Genomic DNA, 25,165 nt, shown 5'->3' with positions numbered 1-25,165 from the left:
TCTTTGCGAAGGAAAAGCCGCACGCAGAAGAATTGTCAGAGGCCAATTACTCGATTGTTCTCCATCCAGAGATCAACTCAAGAGGATTGTTGAAGCCATGTGGAAAGCTCATGGAAATCATTCGATATCGCGAGCAAAGCCTTGTTAACTGGCCCAAAATGGTGGTAATGAGTAATAATCGTTACGGATCGTTTTTACAATAATACAACTTATAAGTTATAAATAGAGGTAAGATGGAGAGAAAGATCGATGTCTTATCCGACGAGAAAATGCAGAGGGAATTTGACAAGTACGTAGAAAAAATCCCTCCAGAAAGAAGGATCTGATAAAGAAAAGGTTTTTGTTCACCGAACTGCTGGAGAAGGCGGGGGAGAATTATGTGAAAACGGAACTTGCAAAACCGCGAAGATCTTCCCGCCTGGAGATTTTGAGACGTACGAAGACCAGTTATTCGATATATTCTCTTCATCTTACGGAGACTAAGAGGAATGATCCAGAAAACGCAAGGATTCTTTTCTGCTTCTTCAATGATAAGAAGGTTATTGTCTATCTCGTCTTCTTTGATGAGTCCGATGAAAAGTATGAGAAGGCGATCGAGAGACTGAAGTCGAGGATTTGTGAATGGACCGGGCGGGGATTTAATGTATGCAGGTTTTAGGAGGTGTAGTTACTTATGTTTTCATGGGGTGTAGGCGACGGTAATAAAAGGATGGTTACTGAAAATCCAGAGCCTCTATTCAAGAGAGATAGCGACCTGTTGTTAGAGTCGGCAGACGATGATACGAGATTTGAATTGAACTTGATTGGAGTCATGACGGATATTTCTGCAGCTCTTATTAACTATCGGGCGGATAACTCCCTTTCACAAAAGGAGCTGGCAGAAAAACTAGAGTGCAGCCAGGCAATGGTCTCGAAAATCGAAAGTGGCGACTATAACTTCACAATTAGAAAGCTTTTTGACGTTGTCAACAAACTCGGAGGTCGTGTATCATTTGAGATTGACTTCAAGGATGGTACTTCGGGTCCTGATTCTTCAGAAGAGCGAGTCTCAATATGGGAGTGCGTTGGCAATCAAAGCATCAAAGGGATGAAGAATAGTGCCTGAGCCAGTGAATGCTGAGTTTCGTTTCTTGGCGCACAGAATTTCTGATTTTTCCTTTACTCTGCAGGAGGGAATCAAAAACATGTCAGTTTCGCTGGACCTGGATGATCCAGAGCTTGAATATAGGCGTGCCGATAACGGTTGCCTCCTCGGCTTGTTGTCTCTCTCAGTCAAAGTCAGGGGTCGGAGCGGAAGAAAGATGGCTTTGAAACTTGATGCAACAATCAAGGGCAGGTTTGAAGCTCCCGGGAATATGGAAGATAAAACATTCGAAGACTTCTGCATGATTAGCGGGACCGCAACTCTGATCCCTCTTCTTAGGGCAACAATTATCTCTTTCACTTCGCAGGCTGGATTAAATCCTCCTATCAGAATACCTTTGATCAACGTGCCTCAGTCACTTTCAAAAACCACCTTGTCAGAGAAAAGAGAAAAGAACAAGGAATAGTCTGATCAGAGCTCTTTTGAGATCATATTAGTCAGCTCACTTTCATAGAACATCTCGAGCAATCATATGATATAGCCAGTGGATATTTGCATTGAAGAAAGCAGCCGCTTACGCGTGGCTTCCCGGAGAAAAACGCTCGAAATCAGCGACAAAAATCCCTGATAATTGCCGCAATTACGGGATTCGACTTCTTGCGACCGGCTTTCGACTGAGTATGACGACATTGAAAATCAAGCTCGTTGTACCGAACCGCCGCCGGGAAAGACTCTTCTTTCAGAAGGATTCCATTTTTCTCATGAGACAGTAAACAGGACTCGCAAAAGAACACTCCTAGTCGAGGTCGGGGCCTTTGAGATACTCAACGAATCAAGTGCGCGGTGATTTGAAAATGCGGTGGTACGTCTGGATTTACTTTCAATTTTGCTCTTCTTTAGCGCGTTTCAGGATTCGTGCTGTCAAAGTCGTTTTCGTCATTATAAGAACAAGGGCCCTTTCGGGCCCTTGACTTGAATTAATAGGGGTTTTGTTTTACAGCTGTGCTGCTTTTCCGAATCCTCTGCCTAGTCCCGGTCCCTTTTCACCAGAGGCTCCGTGCCTGTAGCCTGTTCCGTCCTGGGCATTCTTCAGTTCTCTTACACCGTCTACGGGGCAGTTATCGTTGATTCCGTCGCCGTCTGCATCCACGAAGTTCTCACAGGTTGTAGGATCCTGAACTCTCTGCATTGCTCTTGTTGCTGCTTCATTACCAGCCTGTCCTTTTCTATTCATGTAAACCTTTTCACCGTCTACGGGGCAGTTATCGTTGATTTCGTCGCCGTCTGCATCCACAAAGTTCTCACAGGTTGTAGGATCCTGAACTCTCTGCATTGCTCTTGTTGCTGCTTCATTACCAGCCTGTCCTTTTCTATTCATGTAAACCTTTTCACCGTCTACGGGGCAGTTATCGTTGATTCCGTCGCCGTCTGCATCCACGAAGTTCTCACAAGTAGTATCCTGAACTCTCTGCATCGCTTTCGTTCCATAGCCTACTGCCAATGTCATTCCACCGATCAGAAGAACCGTTATCGTAATCAACACTATCTTTTTCATCTCTTACACCTCCATATGATTTTTGGTACATTCTCAGTCTACGGCCCGTTTCTTAGAGCCCGCTTAACAGCCGCTTAGAGATTGCTTAGAGATTTGAAGAGCGGGGGCTTGGGTTGTGGAATTTAGAGTCTGGCAAGAACGGGGCCACGTACAGTATCCCTGAACAGGAGCACTTCAGTGACGAAGAGAGAACGTACTTCGCAGAGGCCAGCAAAAAGCGGTTCCTACGAAGCGGCTCTTCCAGCGATCAGGGGATTCTTGTTCCTAAACGCACAGCGGTTCTTAGGAGCGAGATGCTGAAACGAGTTCAGCATGACGCGAAGGGCAGGTATCGATTACAGGATATGCTGTCTCGTGAAGGAAACCGGCATGACGCGAAGGGCAGGGTATAGATTAAAGGGTATGGGGTCTCGTGAAGAGAACCTGCAATCAATTCAGGGTTTCAATGCAACTGGGGAAGTTATCCCGACATCGGCTTTGGGAAGCTTCTCACTGTGTCATCCCGAACTTGTTTCGGGATCTAGGTTTTTTGAAGAGCGTGGTTGGGGGTAGCGGGTAGGGGGTTGGAAAGAGCGAGTGAGACCGGATCATCGTTGAATGGTGTCCGTTCTCCGAATAAAAAACCTGTTTTTTTGTTCCAGAGCGAGGATCTGTTCTTCGTTCTTGGTTAAGTCAAAAGAACCAAGAGCAAGATTTTGAATCAAGTTCAGACGGATTCTTTCGCTCAGCGATCAGCGGGTTCTCCGCTTTTAAGCGCGCAGCGGTTCTTAGGAGCGAGATGCTGAAACAAGTTCAGCATGACGCGAAGGGCAGGGTATAGATTAAAGGGTATGGGGTCTCGTGAAGAGAACCTGCAATTAATTCAGGGTTTCAATGCAAGTGAGGAAGTTATCCCGACATCGGCTTTGGGAAGCTTCTCACTGTGTCATCCCGAACTTGTTTCGGGATCTAGGTTTTGATCCTCTCGGAGGACCGTGGACCGTTGACGGACAACGCGGTTTTTCACGGCGTACAGCGGGTTCGCCGTTTTTAAGCGTACAGCGGTTCTTAGGTCGAGATGCTGAAACGAGTTCAGCATGAAGCGAAGGGCAGGTATCGATTACAGGGTATTGGGTCTCGTGAAGAGAACCTGCAATCAATTCAGGGTTTCAATGCAAGTGAGGAAGTTATCCCGACATCGGCTTTGGGAAGTTTCTCACTGTGTCATCCCGAACTTGTTTCGGGGTCTGGGTTTTTTGAAGAGCGTGGTTGGGGGTAGCGGGTAGGGGGTTGGAAAGAGCGAGTGAGACCGGATCATCGTTGAATGGTGTCCGTTCTCCGAATAAAAAACCTGTTTTTTTGTTCCAGAGCGAGGATCTGTTCTTCGTTCTTGGTTAAGTCAAAAGAACCAAGAGCAAGATTTTGAATCAAGTTCAGACGGATTCTTTCGCTCAGCGATCAGCGGGTTCTCCGCTTTTAAGCGCGCAGCGGCTCTTAGGTCGAGATGCTGAAACAAGTTCAGCATGACGCGAAGGGCAGGTGTCGATTACAGGGTATGGGGTCTCCTGAAGAGAACCGGCAATCAATTCAGGGTTTCAATGCAAGTGAGGTTGCCTCTCTGGTACAAATTCTACGGTCTCGTCTTCTGCGGTATATTCCATTACATCACGGACGGGCGTTTTCTGAGAAAGTCGAAATCGTGTATGGAGAGATCTACGAAGACGCCGCCGCTCTTTGCAATATCGGCGAACCAGTTGTCTATACCGTGAGAGGGAAAGGAACCTCCCCTGTAAAGTCTTGCCATTACAATTTCACCCACGTCTCCGGCGGCAGCTAGTTCCTTCACTCTTATATATTGCGGAAAGAAGCGTACGACGTGGCCCACCATGAATTTTCTGCCGCTCTTTTTGGCCGCCCTGTCCATTGCCCTTGCGCCTTCAAGAGTTAGCGCCACGGGTTTTTCGCAGAAGACGTGCTTGCCGGCCTTGAGCGCCCTGACGGCAAGTTCCCTGTGCGTGAATGTCGGCGTGCAGATATCCACTATATCTATTTCGCTGTTTTCCAGAATCTCCTCAAAGCTGGCGACGGTTGCTCCGTATTTTTCGGAGATCGCCTTCGCCCTGCTTTCGATTGGATCGACTATCCAGAGGGAATTTCTTTTATCGATGGCCCTGTAGGCCCCCGCATGGACTTTCCCATAATCCCCGATCCAAGTATCGCTATAGAGTGCAAACCGTATCTCCCGGGATTTTCCGTTATGTCAAGCCAGTTGTTTGAAGAATACAGGCTTCATGGTATTCGTGGAACGGAAATCTAGAGCTTCTTCACATTCATGTCCATGATCGTAAGTTTCGCGTTCTCAATTCCAAGAAAGTCTTCACTTGAAACGCCACGGAAGTCCTTGCCCAGCATGTCGAAGATGTGTGAACTTAAGCTCAGTTCCGGAAGCCTTCCAATGAATCTGTCTCCATCAAAGAGAAAGGCCAATTGTGCTGGGGTCGCGAATCGACCGTCCTGAGTGAAGTCACCTCCGCTCGCGATTAAAATGAATATGGCCTTCTGACCGTCAAGAAGTTGCTTTGCGGTTTTGTGCGATTCTGCGAATTTGAGCATCGGCATCCCTAACTCAGGCAGGCCATCGTACTCCCCTCCTGCAGAACCGGTATGGGTAAGATTGAAGGTGGCAGCAGTCTTTTTGTCCGTATATGGAGAGATTACTACTCCGTCCTCTATCAACGCAAATCTATCGGAGTCGTTCACGGTTCCTTCCTTGTCAAAAAAGGGTTCAAAGAAACCATCTTCCACATTGCGCGTCTGGAAAAGAGTGACTTTGTCGGAGAAGACTTTTTTGCCGATCTTCCCCGAAAGAAGGGATCCACCCGAGCCGAAAAGCATACCGTTTAGAGACTCGTAGAGTTTCTTGTAGTAAGTCATATCATCTGACCTGAAAACTACCGGATAAACTCCTTCTTCTATGTCAGGCAATTGGTTCATGTATGCATCACAAATCATATTAGTCAGCTCGATAAAGGAGTCTTTATGGAACTTCCTTCCTTCGTATCCCGTCATCGCATCGATGATGTTCGATGATTTCTTGTCCTTTATTACTAGTTCGAGACTTATGAATTCGCGAGATGATTTCAAGTCAAGACCGAGATCGTTCTGCATGGAAGACTCGACTCTCGCAGATTTGAACAAGTGGCTAAAACTAAAATGAGGTTGGTCTCTTCTCAGTTTCTGGAGAATCTCTTCTGTAGCTTCAAGCAATTCTTCTTCGCCCTGGAGATCTGACCGGTGGCGTTCTTCTCTCACGAGCTCTCTAGAAGCCTCGTAGGGATAAGGAATCGCAAGCTTCAACGATTCTTTTGCCTTTGCCACGAGTTCTTCTTCATTACACTCTCCAAGCGCACCGGCAACCCCCATTGACTTGCCATCGTATAGTCGAATCGACGTGCGAAGAATGTCTTTCTTCCTTACAGAACTGACCTGTGTTTGAACTATCTTTACTGCATTTTCTGTATAATGAACAACATATCTTTCCTTCGTCATATCCAGCACCTCCTAGTGAACACTCAGCGAGCGGACTCGGACATATGGTCCCCCGAATCCAACGGGAAGGGGATATTGCTCCATTTTCCCACACCCTCCAAGCGCAAACGATAGAAGCTTGAACTCCTCGGTCAGTCCCTCGATCTCGTTAAGGGTTTGGAAAACACTTCCCGTCACCACAGAGATCTTTACCGGTTCTGCAATCTTTCCGTTTCTGACCATGTATGCTCTACATGGAGCGAGCGTGAAGGTCGACATGCCGGAGCCGTGGTTTAGAGAATCAACGTAGACGCCTTCTTTTATACCGGAAAGAAGCTCATCAAAGGATAATTCACCAGGTGAAATAAAAGTGGTGGTCATTCTCACAATCGGTTCATACTCGAAATTCACAGCCCTGGCATTTCCCGTCAGTTCTTCGCCTAAAGCTGCCGCAGTTTCTGCACTGTGCAACCGTCCAGATAGAAGGCCCTCTCTCACCAAATAGGTTTCTTCTGCCTTTGTTCCCTCGTCATCAAAAATGACATTCCCGACACCTGGCTTATTCCCATCGTCGACAATAGACAAAATTTCGCTTCCCACTCTTCTGCCCATTTTCCATTCTTCCATCATTGTCCTGTCTCCGATCATGAAATCCGCCTCGCTCTTGTGTCCAAAACTCTCATGCGCAAAGACGCCGGCAGCTTCCGGAGAGAGAATAACCGGATAACTGCCCGAAACAACCGGTCTTGCATTTCTTATGAAATCTTCAGAGGTCTCAACAGTCTTTCTCACTTCTTCATGAAGTCCCTTTATAGAGTCAAGCTCGTTACCGGCAAGATCATATCTTTCCATGAACTGCTCTTCATCTTTGGCCATCTGGAAGAGCAGTCTGAAACCTACTCGTTGGTAATCGAATTCCAGATTCGCCCCCTTGCTCGAAAAGAACCTCTTGCCAACTCTCTGATCTATATACTGACCTCTCCAGAACTTCACTAGCTCGCTCTTTTCGACATGGGGAAAGTAACTTGAAAGAATATCGTATTTCTCATTGAGAGAGGTTTTAAAAACGTTTAAGTCTCCATCGAATCTCAAGTACGACCCTTTGTTTGCCTGGAGTTTCCGTACCACTCCATGCTCTTCAATGGAGCGATTCTTCTTTGCAAGAGAAGCCAGCCTGTCAAGTTCGTCCTGAATTGAATCAAGATCTGTCGTCGCGCTGAAGTACCATCTCTCTCCATCAAACACCCTGATGAAAGCCGCCGAGTACCTCTGCTCTTTCATATTGTCTGTTCTTCCAAGTGTCACCACAATATCGCTTTTCGAAACATCCTCGATTCTGACATCCGAGTACAAAAGGTCCGGGAAACTATACATATTTCACCTCCAACGTGTCCTCCTTCGAAAAGTATACTACGAGATCTTTAGACATCAGGGCGGAGATTACTGTGGTAGGCTTTAACTAAGGAAGACATATTTCAGATTTCGTTTGACCTGGTTCTTATCCATAGTCTCTGCTAAATTGTGGCTGCGTTCGCAATTCCACAAATTTCATGTAGTATTTATTTGACCATTCGACATCTTACGAAGCGAGGTCTTTTATTAACGTGTTAAATACGATAGGAATTATCGATGTGAACCACTACCTTTGCACAATCATGGCCCAGGACAGAGGAAATCCTATCGCTCCTCACTCCCTTGATTTTCTGGACTTCTGAAGCACTGAAATTAGAGATTCCCCTCGCGACTTCCTTTCCCTCGACTGAGCAAATACTTACTACATCACCTTCAGAGAACTCTCCAGAAACATCTTCTACGCCTACCGCCAAAAGACTTTTCCCTCGAGCAATAGCCCCTTCGGCTCCTCGATTTACTGTGATCTTTCCTCTCGGAGTTGAAAGAAAGCCAATCCACGTCTTGCGGGCGCCGGGAGATTCTATTGGGGAGAAGATTGTTCCGACATCCTTTCCCTGAACAAATTCCTCTATCTTTCGGAAATCCCTTCCATTACAAATACAACTTCTAATGCCACTTGCAGACGCGGCGCGTGCAGCCCTTATCTTTGTATCTATTCCGCCTGTACCCCAGGAATTATTCTCTATGTTCTTGAGTCTCTTCGATGGGTCAAATTCCCGAATCACTTTTCCTTCCTCATCGAGGATTCCATCTATAGTTGACATGAGTATCAACAGGTTAGCCTGCCATCCGATAGCAAACATTGAAGCGAGAATGTCGTTGTCCCCGAACATGATCTCTTCGGTGGAGGTTGTGTCGTTTTCGTTCACTATAGGAACAAGACCGAGTTCAAGAAGCCCTATAAGAGTATTTCTGAGATTGAGAAATCTCTTTCTGTCTCCAAAATCGTCTCTGTTAACTAGAATCTGTGCGATTCTCTCTCCAAAGAGATCGAAAACCGTCTCATACAGCTTCATCAGCTGGACCTGCCCTGCGGCGCAAAGGGCTTGCTTCATGTAAAGATCGCCATTCGACTTTTTTCCCTCCAGATAACCAAAGCCAGCCGCTCTGGCTCCTGAAGACACTAAGACAACCTGGCTGCCTGACGATTTCAGCAAAGAGATCTCTCTCGCAAGCTCAGTCACATATTTCTTATCGATTTCTCCGTTACTCTTTACAAGCAGGTTGGAACCAGCTTTCAGGACCACTCTAGACATCACTTTCTCACCTGATTATTCCCAAGTATCGTATACTTGTAACTTGTTAGCTCCTTAAGACCAAAAGGTCCTCTTGCGTGCAGCTTCTGTGTGCTTATGCCTATTTCACTGCCAAAGCCGAATTCTCCGCCATCGGTAAACCTTGTTGAAGCGTTAACGTAAACGGCTGCGGAATCCACGTCTTTCAAGAATTTTCTGGAATTAGCGTAGTCGTTGGTCAAGATTGCTTCGGAGTGCCCCGACGAGTATTTCTCAATATGCATAATCGCTTCATCCACGTCTTTAACTACCTTTATGGCAAGCACCAGATCAAGAAACTCAGTGGCGAAATCCTCATCGGTGGCGGAAATCATCTTCCAGTATTTGGTTGATTCATCACAGCCCCTCAGCTCCACTCCTTTTTTTGAGAGAACTTCGGAGACTATTGGAATGAACTCTGCAGCTATGTCCCTGTGAACAAGCAACGTTTCAACGGCGTTGCACGTTCCTGGTCTCTGTGTCTTCGCATTGTCAACTATTTCCACCGCTTTATTCAGATCTGCATTGTAGTCCACGAAGATGTGGCAGTTACCAGTTCCAGTCTCTATTACGGGTATTCTTGAATTGTTGACCACGAACTTTATCAGTCCCGCGCCGCCCCTGGGTATTATCAAAGATAGATACTGATTCATTTTCAGCATCTCTTGCACAGCTTCATGAGAAGTATCTTCAACGAGTTCCACCGAACTATCGGGAAGACCGGCCAAAGCTAGGGCAGTCTTAATTGCGGAAACTATTGCCTTGTTGGAGTTAATAGCATCGCTCCCTCCTTTTAGAAGGACCGAATTGCCGGATTTTATGGCGAGTATGGAAGCGTCGACGGTGACATTCGGCCTCGACTCATATATCATACCGATTGCCCCAATCGGAACTCTCTCTTTGGAAATAAGCAGCCCATCTTTCTGAACCCAAGCGCTTTCTATTTCGCCAACCGGATCAGGCAGAGAGGCAACATTCTCGCATGATTTAACCATCATAGCGATGCGTTCTTCGGAAAGAGCTAGTCTGTCAATTAGAGACTCTTTCATTCCCTTCTTTCTCGAGTTTTCAACGTCAATGGAATTGGCCCGGAGGATCTCTCCTTTCTGAGCTTCGAGTTCTCGGGAGATCAACATGATCGCTTCGTTCTTCTCATTGGTGCTCAGCAACCTGAGCTTTCTCGAAGCGGTCTTAACTCTCTCTCCCTTATTCAGAAGATCCATTATGTGTCACCTCCAGCTCGGAGTTGATCTCTTCAGCTCTCAAATAGGTGTCAAAGAGAGCCTTCATTATCGTGCCTCTCAATCCTTCTCTCTCCAAAGAATAGATTCCTTCGATCGTCGTGCCTCCGGGTGAGGTTACGAGATGACGGAACTCGCCAGGGTGATTTCCCTTCACCTTAAGCAACTCGACCGAACCCCCAAGAGTGCCGAGAATAAGCTCTCTGGCAACGTCATAAGAGAGACCCATTTTTAGGCCCACATCAATCAATGACTCAACAATCACAAACACGAATGCCGGGCCACTACCGCTTAGAGCGGTAACAGCGGAGAGGTCTTTCTCCCTGACTTCCACAATCTCACCCATTGTGCGAAGGATTCTCTCGACCTCTTTTTTCTCCCTTCCTGTAAGTGAACTCGAGCAAACGAATCCCGTGACGCCCCGTCCTATTGCGCTTGGAACGTTTGGCATAATTCGGGCAATCTTTTCCAAGCCCGTCTTCCTTGAAATCAAAGCTATCTCAATTCCAGTTATTGTGCTGATAATGATTGGAGAGGAGTTCTTACCGTTTATGACTTCCGCAAATAACTCCATACAGTCCTGAGGTTTCACCGAAATTATTACGTGGGTGCAATTCTCCAGGACTTCACCGGGAGTCTTCGCGATAACCACTCTCTCAGTTTCGCCAGAATAATTTGAAAGCCTTTCCTGATTTCTGTCCAGCAAGTACAGCTTCTCGAGACCCTCAAGCTCTCCGAGAAGCCTGTCGGCAAAGATTCCACCTATGTTTCCTACACCGATAATCCCTACTCTCATATTCCCCTCCTGAGTCATCGCTTGTGAAAGCTGACGATCCGGCAAAAATCGGCAAAGATTCTTTGCAGCTGCTCGTCAGAACCAAGCTCAATTTCCTCTGGATGAAACTGTATACCGAATCTCAACCCATCTGTAGAAGATATTCCCTGAATGAAAGTTTCATCCCCCCATGCAATCTGCCTGTAGCCATAAGGTACGTAAGGCAGACCATAATTGTGTCTCTGATAGGCGCTAACTTCACTTTCAATTCCCGAAAAAAGTTCATGTAAAGCGTCCAGTCTTATCTTTGTAACTCCCAGCTCTTTAGATACGACCAGTGACTCACCACCGATCCTGGCCAGAATCTGCATTCCCAGGCAAATACCCAGAATTGGCCCCCTAAAACTACGAACGAAGTTTCCTCCAGAAGATAGTGCTCTTCCTTCGAAGTAGTTGCTCATTGAGAAACCACCAGTTATTATCAATCCGTCACAGCTCAACTCGTCCTCAGGAAACCCGTCAAGAAAGGTTCTCCATGTCGAATACTCATACCCCGTGTTATCCAGGGCCTTTTCAACAGGGGAGATTTCTTTGTGAAAATCACTGTCGTTTTGCAGAATGCAGATCACAGAAATGCCTCCGTTGTTTTGCGCTTATTATAGCACCTGAAAAGCAGTAGACCTTATCGGAAGAGCAACAACATTTGTGGCAAAAGATCTTCAATTATGACTTTTGTTGGAAGCTCTAAAAGATCAGATTTTTTAAGATTGACTATTCAAATATATGGATAAAAACCTCTCGCTCACTTTTCGGGATCCAATATCCGCTCTTTGCAGTTTCCGGTAAGATTTTTGGGTGGAAACGTGCACGATTCAATTTCGAAACGCTGAAAGATACTTAATTGATGAAAAATCGGAACTCCATGCTTCTCCTGCCGCAGATTTTCTCAACCTGATAACGCCCCGGAATAGACGGCGTGGCTTTCTTAATCAGGCATTTCCAGTGACAGCAATGAATCTACAGCTTTCAAAGCGCTGTGGGATCTATTAGTCAAAAATCCCAAATCATCAAGGGTTTTATTTGTCAGACTTTCATGCTCTCTTCCCAAGCAGGCTGTTAAATATGGAGACCTCTCCCCCAGACTTCGTCGTTATGGTTTTGTAAGCTATCTCATGATAAGCCCTTATTCTTCTTACTGTTCTCGTGCTCGATCTCATTGCTATTGAATCAGTAATTGCTTGACTGTGAGTGAACCGGACTCCCTTAAGGAAAGAGCCATCAGTGATCCCTGTCGCACTGAAAACTACTTCTTCGCCATCTATGAGATCCTTTGTCCCGTAAACAGCGTGGAGTTCAAAAGAAGATTTTTCTACTTTTTCAATTTCGTCTTTGTCTCTTGGCCAGCACTTAACCTGAATTTCGCCTCCCATGCACTGAAGTGCGGCGGCTGCAAGAACTGCTTCAGGCGATCCTCCTATTCCCATGTAGATTTCTGTCCCTCCATCCGGAAGAGCGGTAGCGATTGCGGCAGCAATATCCCCGTCATTTATAAGCCTGATTCTGGCACCGACCGTTCTAACTGCTTCCACGAGCGGATGGTTTCTCTCTCGGTCTAGTATCGTTACTGTGAGCTCCGATACATTGACACCAAGAATGGCGGCTGCAATACGAAGGTTTTCCCGCGGGGTAGCTTCAATATCCAGATTCCCTGCAAGTTCTTTCCCGACGGCCAGTTTGTCTACGTAGTAAGTTGGGAGAGGAGCGATCTTTCCGTCTTCAGTCGCAGCAATAACGCTCAACGCGTTCGATCGGCCATTTGCAACTAGTCTGGTCCCGTCGACTGGATCGACAGCGATAAGAACCTCGGGATCATCTTCGTTCCACTTACCCACGTGCTCTCCCGCAGCCAACATCGGAGCCTGATCCTTTTCTCCCTCTCCGATAACGACTGTACCCTTCATGTCCAGCAGATCAAGAATTCCTCTCATGGCATCAACGGCTCTTTGATCCACAGCTTCTTTGTCACCTCGCCCCAGGAAGACACTCGAAAACAGGGCCGCCGCTTCGGTTACCCTAACCATATCCAGGGTTATCTCTGGAATCAAATCTATCACCCCCTTACAAATCATATCACCGCGATACCGTTTTTCTGCCTTACTTCTCCAAACAAGCCAGTCGCTCTGAAAATGGCGAACCTCTGAAATCAATGACAGAATCGCACAAGACCCATTTACTTGATTCATTTTGAGTAAAATGATGTGATTAGTATCAGAGAAAGAATTGCACAATCTTTTTTGGCTCACCCAGCGGTAGCTCGGTGGTATTATTCTTGTATGAAGATGCTTATTCTGTCCTTTGTAGCATTTACAATATGAATGATCGTTAAAAGGAGGGGTTTCTATGCGAAGATTGTTGATTGCAGTCTACTTGGTGTTCGCTCTTGCGGTTGCGTTTTCTTATACCGAGGATCTTCCTGAACAGATCTTTCTTTCCAATGGAAACATGATATCCGTTCTCGGGAAAAACATTGTCGAAGACTCTGAAGTGTGCGAAATAAATATTCAGATTCCTTCAATAAGCGGTTTGAAAGACAAGCCTTTTGAAGAGTATCTTAACGCAACTATTGAGTCTGAGATTACGGATTATAGAACTCAGATCGAAGAAATGGCCCAGGCCGCTTACGAAGAATCGAAAACTTCCGAATGGCCATTCCGAAAATTCAGCATATATGTTTTATATGAGGCTAATCTCAGCGATGGCATTCTTAGCATCGACATGATCTTCAGCGAGTACACAGGCGGGGCCCACCCCGGTGCTTCCAGAAGAACTTATAACATCTCTGTTGACAGATGCCGCCTTGTTGCCCTTCACAGTGTTTTGGACAGTGCGGCCGCTGAAGACAGACTGAATGAACTGATAACAGGAGAGATTGGAAAGCGAGAAGACCTGTGGCCGGAATATTTCAAGGGGGTCACAACCGACCAGGGTTTCTACCTGAAGGCAGGAAGACTGTGCGTATACTTCCAGCCATACGAGATAGGTCCCTGGGCAGCAGGAATGCCGGAGTTCTGCTTCTCGCTGGGCGAATTGCTGAAACAATAGGAAAGCGTTCTGGCTGCTGTAAAGCCGACCGTTCTGACTGGTGGCGTATCCGAAAGAAACTCGTTGACACTGATAACCTTTGATGGTAAAGTTTTATTGCTGGCCGAGGTGGTGGAACTGGCAGACGCGGCGGACTCAAAATCCGCTGGGGTTGAGAGCCCCGTGCGGGTTCGATTCCCGCCCTCGGCACCAGAGGAAGGCTAAGCCTTCCTCTTTTCGTTGAAAATGTGGCTCTTCGTGTTTTAATGAAATTTGGAGGTGTTCGTTTGAGATTCTTAGATTTCGAACTGGAAGAGAAGGATCTAGTTTCTGTAGCAAATGAACTCATTCAGCGAACACAATCGGGAGTTAGATCACACGTCCTTACTATAAACGCTTTGATTGCTTACGAATACATGCACAACGAGGAGTATTGCAGGGCTCTACACAAAGTGAATTACGTCGTTCCTGACGGAAGCGGTGTACTGAAAGCAATTAAGCTAATTTCCAAAAGGAACCTTGAAAGAGTTCCGGGCATCGATTTGATGCTTAAGCTCTGTGAACTCTCTGCTGAAAAGGGATTGAGCATATTTCTTCTGGGATCTAAAGAGACTGTTGTAACAAAGACAACCGAAAAACTAAAACAAAGATTTCCACTAATTGACATTGTCGGGCATCACAGTGGCTTCTTCACGCAAGAAGAAAATGATACAATCGTTTCGGAAATAAACGCTTCATCTGCAGATATTTTGTTTGTCGGGATGGGTGTCCCAAGACAGGAACTTTGGATTGCAGAGAATGCTGAGAAACTCCAGGCAAAGATATTGATGGGCGTAGGCGGATCTTTCGACGTCGTTTCTGGCAATCTTAAGAGGGCTCCTTTATGGATGCAACGAGCCGGCCTTGAATGGCTTTACAGAGTGGTTCGAGAACCTGGAAAGCGGCTCAAAATTATTCCCAAGCTCTTTAGTTTCGAGACTTACGTTATCAGATCTTATTTAGAATCAAGAAGAGGTGGTTCCAGATGATCGTAACTAACGTTTTGGCATTCACAAATGATCTAAAGAACCCTCTTGTGGATGATGCTTTGGTTAGATTTGAGGACGGGGAAATCACTTTCGTTGGTCCAAGAAGAGAATACAGCATCCAGGAAGATGAAGAGATAGTCGATGGCGAAAAAGGCATTCTGTTGCCCTCATTTTTCAATGCTCATTACAGCATCTATTCCAGCATTTCTCCATACCCAGTCAGAGTCCTGAAAGGCGAGAGAACTGAGATCGATTTTTTCGGTGGCTTGCTTAATTCGGGAAGGAAAGAGGTGAATTCCGAACTGGTTCGACTTTCGGCTGAGTTAGCCGTAATGAAGGCAATTAGAAGCGGTTCAGTCGCCATGAGCGGTCCGGTTGTTGATCATCCCGATGTGGATCCGGAGCTATATAGGGAGATTGCTGCGAAGTACGGTGTCTATCTTGCGGTCGGGCCGGTTCTGACTGAAGACACGCTGGACGAGATCGGTGGTCGTTGGGAAAACGTTACCAGAGACGCCTCGTTCTGTCCGATGCTTTATGTTAGCAATCTTGCAACCTTTGAAGAGGAAGCTATTCAAAAGCTACGAGGTCTTTATGAGAAGGGGATGAATCTGAATCTGCTCATCTTCGACATGAAGCGGGAGAATGAAGTGTGCCTCTTCAGGTGGGGAGAAAGCCTTGTAGAGAGGCTTATGAAGAATGGAATATTGATCCCCGAATGTGGTGTTGTCTACGGCGGGAACCTCAGTGAGACAGATATGGACATAATCTCTTCTCGAAGGATTTTCGTCACAAAGTCTTTGAGATCGGAAATGTATGCCGGGACCTTTCAGCCGAATATCTCAGATTTGCTAGGTCGAGGTATGCAGGTCTGCCTAGGCACGGGATTTCTCGGGGCGGACATCCTCGGGGAAGCAAAAGAGATAATTCTCACTGAACGTTGCCATAGAGGTTTTGACAATTCAATTATCGACTACGAGATAAGGAAGACGCTATTTGACAATAATTACAAACTCTTTCAGAGGTTTTTTGGGAAACATTCCGGAGTACTCAAAGAGGGTTACTCAGCAGATCTTGTTCTGGCGAAATCATCGCTTGATCTGGAGAAATTCGATATGAATTTGCCGATAACCCTTCAGCTGGTTCTCAAGTCCTCTTTCGATACATCGTTTGAGAAAGTCTGGAATTCCGGAGAGCTGATCTTTGACAAGGGAGTGCCTCAACGGATCTCGAAGAAGGAGCTTAGGGAAATATCGAAGCAGCTTAGAAGCCTGGAACTGTGATTTCTCCCGATTTTTTGTAGACATCTATAGCATGTCTTATTGCTGAGGCTCGTTTCTCACCGATTCCGTCGACATCTTTGAGCTCGTCTTCGCTGCTTTCAAGGAGATTCGAAAATGTGCCAAACTCCTTGCCCAAATTGATGGCGACCTGCAAAGGAATTCTGGGAATGTGTCTGGCAAAACGAATACCCCTCGACCGGATGAAGTATTCAACGGCTTGAGAAGCGGTATTTATATCGTAACCCAGATTTCTCAATATCACTCCGAAACTGCTTATCTCCTTCTCTCCGAGACTCCTCATCTTGTCGAAGACTTCCTCCAGGCTATCTTGATCCAGTAACTCTTCGTGGAAGTCCAGGATTAAACTCTCGATCTCCTCATTAACATTGACGAGGATCTCCGTAAGCTGCATTGAAGGAAATCTTCCGTGGTTGCCCAGCTCGGCTATCGTGAATTCCGCTTCCTCACAGATAAGAGCAACCATGAGTCCTTTCTGGATTGTCTTCACAACGTCGTAAAGAGTAAGAGACCCGGCCCGTTCCATGAACTCTATACCCTGTAAAGCCTCGATGAATGCCTCTTTGTACTTCTCTGCCGTTCTTATCGTCTGAGTGATCTTTGAAGTGAGAGTCTCCACATTGTTCAGAGTGTAGGCGAAGTCCCCTAGAAAGATCGTCATCGTATTTCTTCTCTTTGAAATTGCAACAAGCATCCTACCTGTTTCTTTGGCCATCCTCTCTGCAGCCCGGTGTCTCATCCCAGTCTGATTTGTAGGAATCGTGTGATCGGGTATCAACTGGACGTTTGCGCCGACGATTGTAGTAAGGTCGTCATCGACGACAATGGCCCCGTCCATCTTTGCCAGTTCATAGAGTTTGTTCGGATTGAACTGACAGTTTAGAAGGAATCCTATCTGCATTAAATGACTGTATTTCTTGTAGTCGTCAACAAAAAACAGCAATCCGCCGACGTTGGCATCTTGAATATCATCAAGAGCGTGACGGAGGGGCGTTCCCGGGGCAATTTTCTTGATTTTTTCTATCAGTTCACTCCTTTCCACTCTTCATACCTCCGATGAATTTTAAGAGTTGCTTTACATCTTTTATACCATTTCTTCCTTCCGGTGCAACTATCCTCATGAAGGATGATTTTTTCGCCCTCTCGATTCTTTTCTCCATAGAAGAAACTGAGCGCACGGTTCCGTCAAGACCTATCTCACCGAAGAAAGCTACACCTTCGGGTATTGAAGTATCTGTATAAGATGAAATCAGAGCCGCTGCGATCGCCAGATCGACGCCAGTATCTTCTATCTGCAGTCCTCCCGCAACGTTCATATAGAGATCTAGGCTGTCAAGAGGAATTCCCGCTCTTTTTGTCAGCACCGCGGTCACAAGAAGAAGCCTTTCAAGAGGTATCCCCGAGGCGAGTCTCCTTGGTGTACCATAAACGGGTTTTGAAACTAATGCCTGCACCTCTATCAACATAGCTCGAGAACCCTCATAGATTGCCGAAACGACATTTCCGGGGGCGCTAATGTAGTCCTCAACAAACAGACTGCTGATGTCGGGAACTTCTTTGAGACCCTCCGAAGTCATTTCGAAGACGGCAATTTCGTCTGAAGGCCCAAATCTGTTCTTAATGGTTCTCAAGAATCTGAAGCCGGTTTTACTAGATTCGAAGTACAAAACCGTATCTACAACATGCTCCACAAGTTTTGGGCCGGCGATTTGACCTCCCTTTGTAATGTGTGACACAATCAGGACGGGAATGTCAGAGGATTTTGCAAGAGAAACCAATATGTTAGCGCACTCCCTGACCTGCACTACAGAACCAGGCAAAGAAGGTACAGAAGACATCTTTATTGTCTGCAGCGAGTCGACGACGATCATGCCGTACTTTTCAATGGCCAAAGATCCCAGGAAGTCTATCTCGGTAGCCGATACTACTTCTATCTGCTCCTTCCTTTGGATTTTGAGCCTCTCCGCTCTCAATCTTAGCTGACGCGCAGATTCCTCTGCCGATATATACAGGACGGGCTTTTCTCCGGCGATCAGCGCCGAGAGCTGGAGCATGAGTGTCGATTTGCCTATACCAGGTTCTCCGCTGATCAGAACCGCGCTTCCCGGAACGACTCCACCTCCAAGTGATCTATTGAGCTCTTCAATTTTCGTGTCAATTCGAGATGATTCGGTCGTGTCAACTTGCGAAAGCGGTCTTACTTCTATATCTGCAACAGAAATGTTTTCGTCCTTGTCTCCTTCGCTAACAAACGATATGGCAGTGTTCCACTCATGGCATGAAGGGCAACGACCAAACCAAGCGGGCGATTCATAGCCGCACACATCGCAGACATAGCTTCTTTTCTTCTTCATCTAGAACGACTCCGTAATATACGGAGATACACCTCCGTTAGTATTTTAAAAAAGGGGGCCACTAGTGCCCCCCGAAACCTCGCCAATCAATGAATCTAGGTGATGGCCTTCACTTCAGTCTTCTCATCTTTTTTCTTCTTGAAGATCAGAACCCTATTGTCAACTTCGGCCGTAATCAGATCACCGTCCTGAAATCTCCCTCTAAGCAGTTCTTCGGAAAGAGGGTCTTCAACATACTTCTGTATGGCTCTTTTTAGAGGCCGGGCACCATACACGGGATTGAATCCTTCTTCAACGAGGAACTCCTGGGCGGCCTCTGAGAGTATCAGCTTCAGATGCTTCTCATTCAGTCTCTTTCTCATGTCGTTCATGAGAATATCGATGATCGTCTTTATTTGATCCTTCGTGAGCTGATGGAAAACCACAACTTCATCGAGCCTGTTCAGAAATTCCGGCCTGAAAGTACGTTTTACCTCCTCTAGAACGGAGGTTTTCATCGCTTCGTATTCTTTTTCTTCGTGACTCGACTCTACAAATCCGATTGATGACTTTGTCTTGTTTATGAACTCCCCGCCCAGGTTGCTTGTCATTATGACTATGGTGTTTCTGAAGTCTACCTGTCTCCCCTGGGAATCGGTGAGCCGTCCGTCGTCCATTATCTGAAGCAAAATATTGAAGATATCAGGATGAGCCTTTTCAATCTCATCGAACAGGATTACTGAAAACGGCCTCTTCCTGATTCTCTCAGTCAACGTACCGCCTTCATCATAACCGACATAACCTGGTGGAGCTCCAATTAGTCTGGAGACCGAGAATCTCTCCATGTATTCCGACATATCAAATCTCACGAGGGCCTTATCATCGCCAAAGAGATATTCCGCAAGGGCCTTCGCCAACTCGGTCTTTCCGACCCCCGTCGGTCCGAGGAACAAAAAGGTACCAATCGGTCTCCGGGGATCCTTTAGCCCGCTTCTTGCACGCCTTATCGACTTGGCAACTGCGGAGATGGCCTCATCTTGAGATACAATTCTCTCATGAAGAGCGTTCTCAAGAGTAAGCAGCTTTTCGCTGTCAGTTTCCTCGAGCTTCCTAAGCGGAATTCCGGTCCAGTTGGAAACTATTTCGGCAACTTCGTCATCATCGAGCGTGACGATCTCAGAGTCCACTCTGTTCCTCCAATCGTTGTACCCATCTCTATACTTTTGCTGTATTAAACGCTCCTTTTCTTTGAGTTGAGCGGCCTTTTCATACTCCTGATCGGCTGCAGCAGTTTCTCTCTTGATTTTGAGAGACTCAATATCACCCTGCATTTTCTTAAGCTCATCCGGTATAGTGAGCTTCTTCAACCGAGCTCTGGAGCCGGCCTCATCAATGATATCTATGGCCTTGTCCGGCAGGAATCTATCAGACACATATCTGTGCGATAGAGTCACTGCTGCCTCTAAGCCCTTTTCCGTATAGTGCACTTTGTGGTGGAGCTCATATTTATGTCTAATCCCTTTCAGAATCTCCACAGACTCTTCTGGAGTAGGTTCAGTCACATATATCTTTTGAAATCTTCTCTCCAGTGCGGCATCCTTTTCTATGTACTTTCTGTATTCATCGGGAGTGGTTGAACCTATGCACCTTATTTCTCCGCTCGCAAGAGCCGGTTTCAGAATATTAGCAGCATCTACCGCACCTTCTGCAGAGCCTGCTCCAACAATCGTGTGTACCTCATCGATAAAGAGAATTATGTTTCCATTTGTCTTGACCACGTGAATCAGTTTCTTCAGTCTCTTCTCAAATTCACCTCTATACTTAGTTCCGGCTATGAGAGAAGCAACGTCAAGAGCGAATATTACCTTATTCTTAAGCGTTTCAGGAACCTCTTCATCTACGATCATCTGCGCCAGGCCTTCAACAATAGCGGTCTTCCCAACTCCGGGCTCACCGATCAAGACAGGGTTGTTCTTCTTTCTCCTTGACAGAACCTCCATCAATCTCTGCCTTTCAATCTCCCTGCCAACTATCGGATCAAGTTTACCCGCCTTTGCCATGGCAGTGAGATCGATGCCAAAACCTTCAAGTTGCTTAATGGCGGGGCCCATTGTAGAGCTCGGTTGAACAAAAACATTCTCGGGCTGTTCTCCACCTTCTTCCCAGTCCCCTGTTATGTTCTCAATGATCTCCCTTCTCAGCTGAGATAAGTTGACTCCCATCTGTTTCAATATGTGGGCAGCTATGCCCTCTCCTTCGCGAACGATTCCGAGCATTATGTGTTCTACATCAATCTTGTCTTGCCCCAGCATCTTAGATTCATCATTTGCGAGCTCAATGACTCTACGTGCTCTGGGAGTCATTTGCGGGGCACCTACTACAGATTGATGAACGTTTGTCCCAACCATCGAAGTGACTTCTCTGGAGATTCTCTCGTATGTAATCGAGTAGTTTCTCAGAATCCTAGTTGTTAGCTCATTTTCTACTTTAATGATCGCCAGAAGGAGGTGTTCAGTTCCAACATAAGGGTGGCCGAGACTTCTCGCCTCGTCCTGGGCTGTCACGAAGACCTGCGCAGCACCTTCAGAAAACTTGTCGAAGTACATTTCAGTCACCTCCCATTTTGATTTTTCTTATGAAACAAAACCCGCAACGACTTCCTGATATCAGTTTGAACTTTCTCTTCAGATTGTTTTCCATCTATCCGAACAAACCTCTCACGATTCTCTACCATCAGTTTCTCATATCCTTCTCTCACTCTTTCGAAGAAATCAAAATTCTCCATCTCTATTTTATCATTTTTCTTTTCTTTTCTCATCCGAGAAATAGCTACATCGGTCGGTACATCAATGTAAAAGGTAATATCGGGAACGGTTCCCCCTACCGCAAATGCGTTCATAGCTTGAACTATCTCTCTGCCCAGTCGTCTACCCACTCCCTGATAGGCAACCGATGAATCCATGAATCTATCAGCAATCACAGTTTTGCCTTTCTCAAGCTCGGGCCTTATGACCTCCCTAACTATCTGTGCACGTGCCGCCATAAAGAGTAGAAGCTCAGACTCAGAGAACAAATGATACTCCTTATGGAGAAGTATGTCCCTTATCTCTTCACCGGCCTTTGTTCCTCCGGGTTCCCTGACAATTATGAATTCTACATCTAATTGACTCAAATACTCCGCTAAAAGTTTTATCTGAGTCGTCTTACCGCATCCATCAATTCCTTCTACACTGATGAACATAACTTCACCTCATCCTTATGGGTGGTTCTACAACGATTTCAGAAGATGAACTCTTTCTCCCACTCACTAATACCAACTGTGCCTGTCCTTCCATTGACCCATGTGCGAAACGCATTTTATGGATTCCAAGCTTAAAATCCTCAAGCAGGCGGACCCACTTCGTTAGATCCCTCGGATGGAGTAAAAAGAAAAAAGCTCCTCTATTTTTGAGCAACTTACTTGTTGCGGAAGCGAAGACCATAGCCAGTTCAGGGTCGATTCTCCTTGCCCTATTTCTTTTGCCATCGGGACTCTCTACGCCGGAATGAAGAAAATGAGGAGGATTCGAGACTACCATATCGAACACCTCTCCCCTGTTGTTTGCCGCATAATCGTCTATGTCGCAGTTCACAAATCTTGTGAGATTTTCAACTCCGTTCAGTGAAGCATTCTTTGTCGCAACAGCGTGCAATTCTCTATCAACTTCGACTCCCGTCACTTCAAGTCCGAAGTTTTTTGCCAAATATATGGAAATCACGCCACTGCCTGCACCCAGTTCAAGCGCTCTTCTCGAACCTTTGGGGGGTTCGACGAACCAGGATAGCAAAACCGTCCCATGGTTTATGCGCGCGTGTCTAGAAGAGAAATCGAATTCAAAAGCCTCTAGAACGTAAGGATCAAAATCGCGAAACTTCTTTCCCATTTCAAAATACCTTTATTGCCGACTTCTCATCCGAAACAATCTCGATCGATCCTTCGAAATCCTTCTGCAGACTCAGCCTTGAAAGGTCTCTGAGCTCTATCTTGACATCTCCGGTCAAATTGGGTTCTTCGATATGGATAGATGATGCACCGGAAACTGAGATTTCAGTTTCTATCAAGGCACCTCTTGTCTGCAACAGATGAGATGTCTTTCGAACAAACAAACCTTCAGCTTCGAAAAGCGATTCATACGCTTCAAGTCTCGAATCTACTATCTCGAGAGAATGGAATCGTAAAGAGCTTCTAGAAAGCAAAACCCTACCCAAACCACTCAGAACCAGACTGCTTCCCGAAAAATCGCTTTGATGAACCAGCAGCTCTCTAACGTTCTCGATCTCCATATCTCCGCTGAACTGGCTGTTGTATATTTGAACCGTTCTGGCTCCGCTAATCTTCAGGTCTCCTGACAGCGTGCAATCCTCAAACACCGCAACGGCAGCATTTTCAATCGATACAGTGGAATTATTGAAATCAACGCTCCTGGCAATAAGAACTCCGTTATTTGTTACCTCAATTGTTCCCGAGGAACCGCCGGGATTCACTTTTACTCTATCCTTCCAGCCTTCCAGATCAAGAACACCGCTAACTAGAAGAGTGTTTCCTCGGGGAATCGTCAGAGACGTGCCCGATTCAACTCTCATGACGGTGTTTTCTCGAACGACGATGTTTCCGTAAAATCTGTAGGAATTGCCGCCGACTAGCAGCGCATCCATTCCGAGAAAAGACGATATGAACTCCGTGCTAAATCTCCTAAACAGACTTTCCTTTGCAAAAACCGGAACTGAAGGCAGCAGTTTCTCATTATCAGAGTCCACAACAATTCGGTAAAGATCGCCTTTTTCAGAAATGCTGTCCTTTGCGATTATTGATGACTCCTCTTCCGAACTGTGGGTAGACAGAGTTATCCATTCGCCATCAATGTATCTCTGAAGTTCAACCATGCCCTTTGGCGTCGTCCATCTTGCGTTCCTAATAGTGCCTTCCTCGATGTACAGTTCAGGAATTTCAACCGAGGTCTTTCGGACTGTTTTCAGCTCCCTCTTTAACTCGGTCACGTTTCCCGATGAATCGGCGACCCGAACAACAAGTGTATTTATACCCTCGGGAAGGGGTATCTCAGGAATCAACCTGTTTCCATCAAAAAGCAGAAGAATGTTACTCTCCTCAAGGAAGGCCTTTATAGAAAGATCGTTTGTTCTATCCCAGTCATCGACGACAGTAATATCGACTGCGCCATTCGTAAAAGGAAGCACAGAAGTAAGCTCTACTTCGGGGGCAAAATCCTCCGAAAGCTTGAGATCAAGAATTGAGGGGTCGGATCTTAGATTGCCAGCCACCGAAAAGGCCTGAATAACATAGTGGGCATCCCGATCAACGGGAAATGAGAATGTTCCTTGGGTCGAGCTGTGCAAGACGTTGTTGACAAGAATGCGATAGTCAGTGACCGAATCGGAACTATCGCTTCGAAGAGACAGTTTGAGCTCACCTTGAGAAAGGCTCCAAGTGAGATCAGGTGCATCGGGAGGATTCAGATTTATAATTACTTCTTTGGAAACCGGGGTGCTTAAGAATCTCTTACCATCGACCAAAGTGACAAAAATCGTGTGGCTCCCCGCCTCCTTCAGATCTAAAGAAATCTCTGTTCCTTTGATTCTAATTCCATCACTTCCGTCGACTGGAGGGCGATCCAAAGTGATAAGGAATTCCGGAAGACTAAGCCCGTCTTCGGAAATCTCCAGCCTCAAATTACAGGTTGAACCTTCACAGTCAATCTGCTTTATCGAGACCGCGTAATTTGTGCTGTTACTACAAGAAATCAACATGAGAAGCATAGCGAAAATCAAGACTCTCCAGGCAATCCTCTTAATCTCTTTCACTCTCCCATCTAAAGAAGAATAACATATCTTGATCAAACTGACTCTCTGGCATTGTTCGGAGAGTCAAAAAAAGATAAAATGAAGATCATTGGACATCGTCAACTGGGAGGTGCTCAAAGTGAAAGTCATTGCGGTTTTTGCAAGTACGTTGAATGGAAAGATCTCATTATCAGAAGACGATAAGACAGAGTGGACATCGAGAGAAGACAAAAGGTACTTCAAATCCCTGACCTCAAGTATCGGCATAGTGATAATGGGGAGGAAGACCCACGAAGCTATCGGGAGGGCCCTTCCTGACAGGCTCAACATCGTATTGACGAGAAATCCAGACTATTATAGACCATCCGAAAACCTCATCTTCACATCCTCAACCCCAAAAGAACTTCTCGAAGATTTGGAGAAAAAGGGGCACGATGAGGTGTGCTTGATTGGCGGCGCCGAGACTTTCGATCACTTTGCGGATTTGGGCCTGGTCAATGAACTCCACATTACTTTTGAACCGATTATAAGAACGGGCATCGCCGGGTTGGGAGAAACTATGGAACGCGACCTAGATCTCAGCCTAAAGGAGTTTCGAAAACTCGGGGAAGCAATTCTAACCGTATACGAAGTCAAATAATTGGAGCGGGCGACGGGACTCGAACCCGCGACCCTCAGCTTGGGAAGCTGATGCTCTACCAACTGAGCTACACCCGCATTCATGGAGATTCTATC

At 46.2% G+C, this 25,165-nt stretch carries 22 protein-coding genes and 2 tRNA genes; 8 read left to right on the top strand and 16 right to left on the bottom strand.

What is annotated here, in order from left to right:
* Positions 1–427 precede the first annotated feature (427 nt).
* From Y696_RS13630 to Y696_RS13620, 3 genes are all read left to right on the top strand, one after another.
* Positions 428–658: a hypothetical protein gene (locus tag Y696_RS13630; protein ID WP_147431792.1), complete on the top strand. Its 231-nt coding sequence runs from the start codon at positions 428–430 to the stop codon at positions 656–658.
* Between the two features lie 15 nt (positions 659–673).
* Positions 674–1,105 carry a helix-turn-helix transcriptional regulator gene (locus Y696_RS13625; protein ID WP_121510780.1) on the top strand — a complete coding sequence of 144 codons (432 nt, stop codon included), beginning with the start codon at positions 674–676 and terminating at the stop codon, positions 1,103–1,105.
* Positions 1,106–1,184: 79 nt separating this feature from the next.
* Positions 1,185–1,550, top strand: coding sequence for a protein-export chaperone SecB (locus Y696_RS13620; RefSeq protein ID WP_147431791.1), 366 nt, complete (start codon positions 1,185–1,187; stop codon positions 1,548–1,550).
* Between the two features lie 528 nt (positions 1,551–2,078).
* On the opposite strand, the gene Y696_RS13615 is transcribed toward Y696_RS13620, so the two are convergent.
* The 9 genes from Y696_RS13615 to glpX all read right to left on the bottom strand — a co-directional run bounded on the left by Y696_RS13615 (position 2,079) and on the right by glpX (position 12,954).
* Positions 2,079–2,639: a Thrombospondin type 3 repeat protein gene (locus Y696_RS13615; protein ID WP_121510778.1), complete on the bottom strand. Its 561-nt coding sequence runs from the start codon at positions 2,637–2,639 to the stop codon at positions 2,079–2,081.
* A 1,639-nt stretch (positions 2,640–4,278) separates the two neighbouring features.
* A complete protein-coding gene (locus Y696_RS13600; protein ID WP_259459969.1) occupies positions 4,279–4,785 on the bottom strand; it encodes a Gfo/Idh/MocA family protein in 507 nt (168 codons plus the stop codon).
* Between the two features lie 146 nt (positions 4,786–4,931).
* Positions 4,932–6,167, bottom strand: coding sequence for a metallopeptidase TldD-related protein (locus tag Y696_RS13595; protein WP_121510777.1), 1,236 nt, complete (start codon positions 6,165–6,167; stop codon positions 4,932–4,934).
* 12 nt (positions 6,168–6,179) lie between these two features.
* Positions 6,180–7,520 (bottom strand): TldD/PmbA family protein, encoded by a 1,341-nt coding sequence (locus Y696_RS13590; protein WP_006487478.1) that lies wholly within the window; start codon positions 7,518–7,520, stop codon positions 6,180–6,182.
* A 233-nt stretch (positions 7,521–7,753) separates the two neighbouring features.
* Positions 7,754–8,815, bottom strand: a complete 1,062-nt coding sequence (gene proB, locus Y696_RS13585) for a glutamate 5-kinase (protein ID WP_006487477.1) — start codon at positions 8,813–8,815, stop codon at positions 7,754–7,756.
* Entirely contained in the window at positions 8,815–10,056 is a 1,242-nt protein-coding gene (locus Y696_RS13580; RefSeq protein WP_006487476.1) for a glutamate-5-semialdehyde dehydrogenase, read from the bottom strand. The genes proB and Y696_RS13580 overlap by 1 nt, the downstream gene beginning before the upstream one ends.
* Positions 10,040–10,870 (bottom strand): pyrroline-5-carboxylate reductase, encoded by an 831-nt coding sequence (proC, locus tag Y696_RS13575; protein WP_014729967.1) that lies wholly within the window; start codon positions 10,868–10,870, stop codon positions 10,040–10,042. The genes Y696_RS13580 and proC overlap by 17 nt, the downstream gene beginning before the upstream one ends.
* Positions 10,871–10,884: 14 nt before the next feature.
* Positions 10,885–11,478: a type 1 glutamine amidotransferase gene (locus tag Y696_RS13570; protein ID WP_121510776.1), complete on the bottom strand. Its 594-nt coding sequence runs from the start codon at positions 11,476–11,478 to the stop codon at positions 10,885–10,887.
* Positions 11,479–11,940: 462 nt separating this feature from the next.
* On the bottom strand, positions 11,941–12,954 hold the full coding sequence (gene glpX, locus Y696_RS13565; protein ID WP_006487473.1) for a class II fructose-bisphosphatase: 1,014 nt from the start codon (positions 12,952–12,954) through the stop codon (positions 11,941–11,943).
* Positions 12,955–13,249: 295 nt separating this feature from the next.
* Here glpX and Y696_RS13560 point away from each other — a divergent pair, with 295 nt between their 5' ends.
* The 4 genes from Y696_RS13560 (at position 13,250) to Y696_RS13545 (ending at position 16,241) form a co-directional block, all read left to right on the top strand.
* Positions 13,250–13,951: a DUF3298 and DUF4163 domain-containing protein gene (locus Y696_RS13560; RefSeq protein ID WP_006487472.1), complete on the top strand. Its 702-nt coding sequence runs from the start codon at positions 13,250–13,252 to the stop codon at positions 13,949–13,951.
* Positions 13,952–14,053: 102 nt separating this feature from the next.
* A tRNA-Leu gene (locus Y696_RS13555) sits at positions 14,054–14,143 on the top strand.
* A 74-nt stretch (positions 14,144–14,217) separates the two neighbouring features.
* Positions 14,218–14,958: a WecB/TagA/CpsF family glycosyltransferase gene (locus Y696_RS13550; protein ID WP_006487470.1), complete on the top strand. Its 741-nt coding sequence runs from the start codon at positions 14,218–14,220 to the stop codon at positions 14,956–14,958.
* Positions 14,955–16,241, top strand: coding sequence for a hypothetical protein (locus Y696_RS13545; protein ID WP_006487469.1), 1,287 nt, complete (start codon positions 14,955–14,957; stop codon positions 16,239–16,241). Before Y696_RS13550 ends, Y696_RS13545 begins: the two co-directional genes overlap by 4 nt.
* Here Y696_RS13545 and disA read toward each other — a convergent pair.
* The 6 genes from disA to Y696_RS13515 form a co-directional block, all read right to left on the bottom strand.
* Positions 16,222–17,301, bottom strand: coding sequence for a DNA integrity scanning diadenylate cyclase DisA (gene disA, locus Y696_RS13540; RefSeq protein ID WP_006487468.1), 1,080 nt, complete (start codon positions 17,299–17,301; stop codon positions 16,222–16,224). The genes Y696_RS13545 and disA overlap by 20 nt on opposite strands.
* A complete protein-coding gene (gene radA / locus Y696_RS13535) occupies positions 17,288–18,613 on the bottom strand; it encodes a DNA repair protein RadA (RefSeq protein WP_121510775.1) in 1,326 nt (441 codons plus the stop codon). The genes disA and radA overlap by 14 nt, the downstream gene beginning before the upstream one ends.
* A gap of 95 nt (positions 18,614–18,708) precedes the next feature.
* Positions 18,709–21,198 (bottom strand): ATP-dependent Clp protease ATP-binding subunit, encoded by a 2,490-nt coding sequence (locus Y696_RS13530; RefSeq protein ID WP_014729962.1) that lies wholly within the window; start codon positions 21,196–21,198, stop codon positions 18,709–18,711.
* 5 nt (positions 21,199–21,203) lie between these two features.
* Positions 21,204–21,833, bottom strand: coding sequence for a dTMP kinase (tmk, locus tag Y696_RS13525; RefSeq protein ID WP_006487464.1), 630 nt, complete (start codon positions 21,831–21,833; stop codon positions 21,204–21,206).
* A gap of 4 nt (positions 21,834–21,837) precedes the next feature.
* Positions 21,838–22,515 (bottom strand): tRNA1(Val) (adenine(37)-N6)-methyltransferase, encoded by a 678-nt coding sequence (locus Y696_RS13520; protein ID WP_006487463.1) that lies wholly within the window; start codon positions 22,513–22,515, stop codon positions 21,838–21,840.
* 1 nt (position 22,516) lies between these two features.
* Positions 22,517–24,487 carry a hypothetical protein gene (locus tag Y696_RS13515; protein ID WP_121510774.1) on the bottom strand — a complete coding sequence of 657 codons (1,971 nt, stop codon included), beginning with the start codon at positions 24,485–24,487 and terminating at the stop codon, positions 22,517–22,519.
* Between the two features lie 82 nt (positions 24,488–24,569).
* Between Y696_RS13515 and Y696_RS13510 the strand changes: the two genes are divergently transcribed.
* Positions 24,570–25,070 carry a dihydrofolate reductase family protein gene (locus Y696_RS13510; protein WP_121510773.1) on the top strand — a complete coding sequence of 167 codons (501 nt, stop codon included), beginning with the start codon at positions 24,570–24,572 and terminating at the stop codon, positions 25,068–25,070.
* Between the two features lies 1 nt (position 25,071).
* On the opposite strand, the gene Y696_RS13505 is transcribed toward Y696_RS13510, so the two are convergent.
* Positions 25,072–25,147: transfer RNA gene (locus Y696_RS13505), tRNA-Gly, on the bottom strand.
* Between the last annotated feature and the right edge of the window lie 18 nt (positions 25,148–25,165).

It is taken from the genome of Mesotoga sp. H07pep.5.4 (genome assembly GCF_003664935.1).
Classification (GTDB): Bacteria; Thermotogota; Thermotogae; order Petrotogales; family Kosmotogaceae; genus Mesotoga; species Mesotoga prima.
The sequence above is the reverse complement of the archived record's forward strand: the minus strand, read 5'-3'. Positions and strand labels throughout refer to the sequence as shown.

Coding starts and splice junctions, on each gene's coding strand:
- Y696_RS13625 (WP_121510780.1), top strand. CDS start 674: ATGTTTTCATGGGGTGTAGGCGACGGTAATAAAAGGATGGTTACTGAA.
- Y696_RS13620 (WP_147431791.1), top strand. CDS start 1,185: ATGTCAGTTTCGCTGGACCTGGATGATCCAGAGCTTGAATATAGGCGT.
- Y696_RS13615 (WP_121510778.1), bottom strand. CDS start 2,639: ATGAAAAAGATAGTGTTGATTACGATAACGGTTCTTCTGATCGGTGGA.
- Y696_RS13595 (WP_121510777.1), bottom strand. CDS start 6,167: ATGACGAAGGAAAGATATGTTGTTCATTATACAGAAAATGCAGTAAAG.
- Y696_RS13590 (WP_006487478.1), bottom strand. CDS start 7,520: ATGTATAGTTTCCCGGACCTTTTGTACTCGGATGTCAGAATCGAGGAT.
- proB (WP_006487477.1), bottom strand. CDS start 8,815: ATGTCTAGAGTGGTCCTGAAAGCTGGTTCCAACCTGCTTGTAAAGAGT.
- Y696_RS13580 (WP_006487476.1), bottom strand. CDS start 10,056: ATGGATCTTCTGAATAAGGGAGAGAGAGTTAAGACCGCTTCGAGAAAG.
- proC (WP_014729967.1), bottom strand. CDS start 10,870: ATGAGAGTAGGGATTATCGGTGTAGGAAACATAGGTGGAATCTTTGCC.
- Y696_RS13560 (WP_006487472.1), top strand. CDS start 13,250: ATGCGAAGATTGTTGATTGCAGTCTACTTGGTGTTCGCTCTTGCGGTT.
- Y696_RS13545 (WP_006487469.1), top strand. CDS start 14,955: ATGATCGTAACTAACGTTTTGGCATTCACAAATGATCTAAAGAACCCT.
- radA (WP_121510775.1), bottom strand. CDS start 18,613: ATGAAGAAGAAAAGAAGCTATGTCTGCGATGTGTGCGGCTATGAATCG.
- Y696_RS13530 (WP_014729962.1), bottom strand. CDS start 21,198: ATGTACTTCGACAAGTTTTCTGAAGGTGCTGCGCAGGTCTTCGTGACA.
- tmk (WP_006487464.1), bottom strand. CDS start 21,833: ATGTTCATCAGTGTAGAAGGAATTGATGGATGCGGTAAGACGACTCAG.
- Y696_RS13520 (WP_006487463.1), bottom strand. CDS start 22,515: ATGGGAAAGAAGTTTCGCGATTTTGATCCTTACGTTCTAGAGGCTTTT.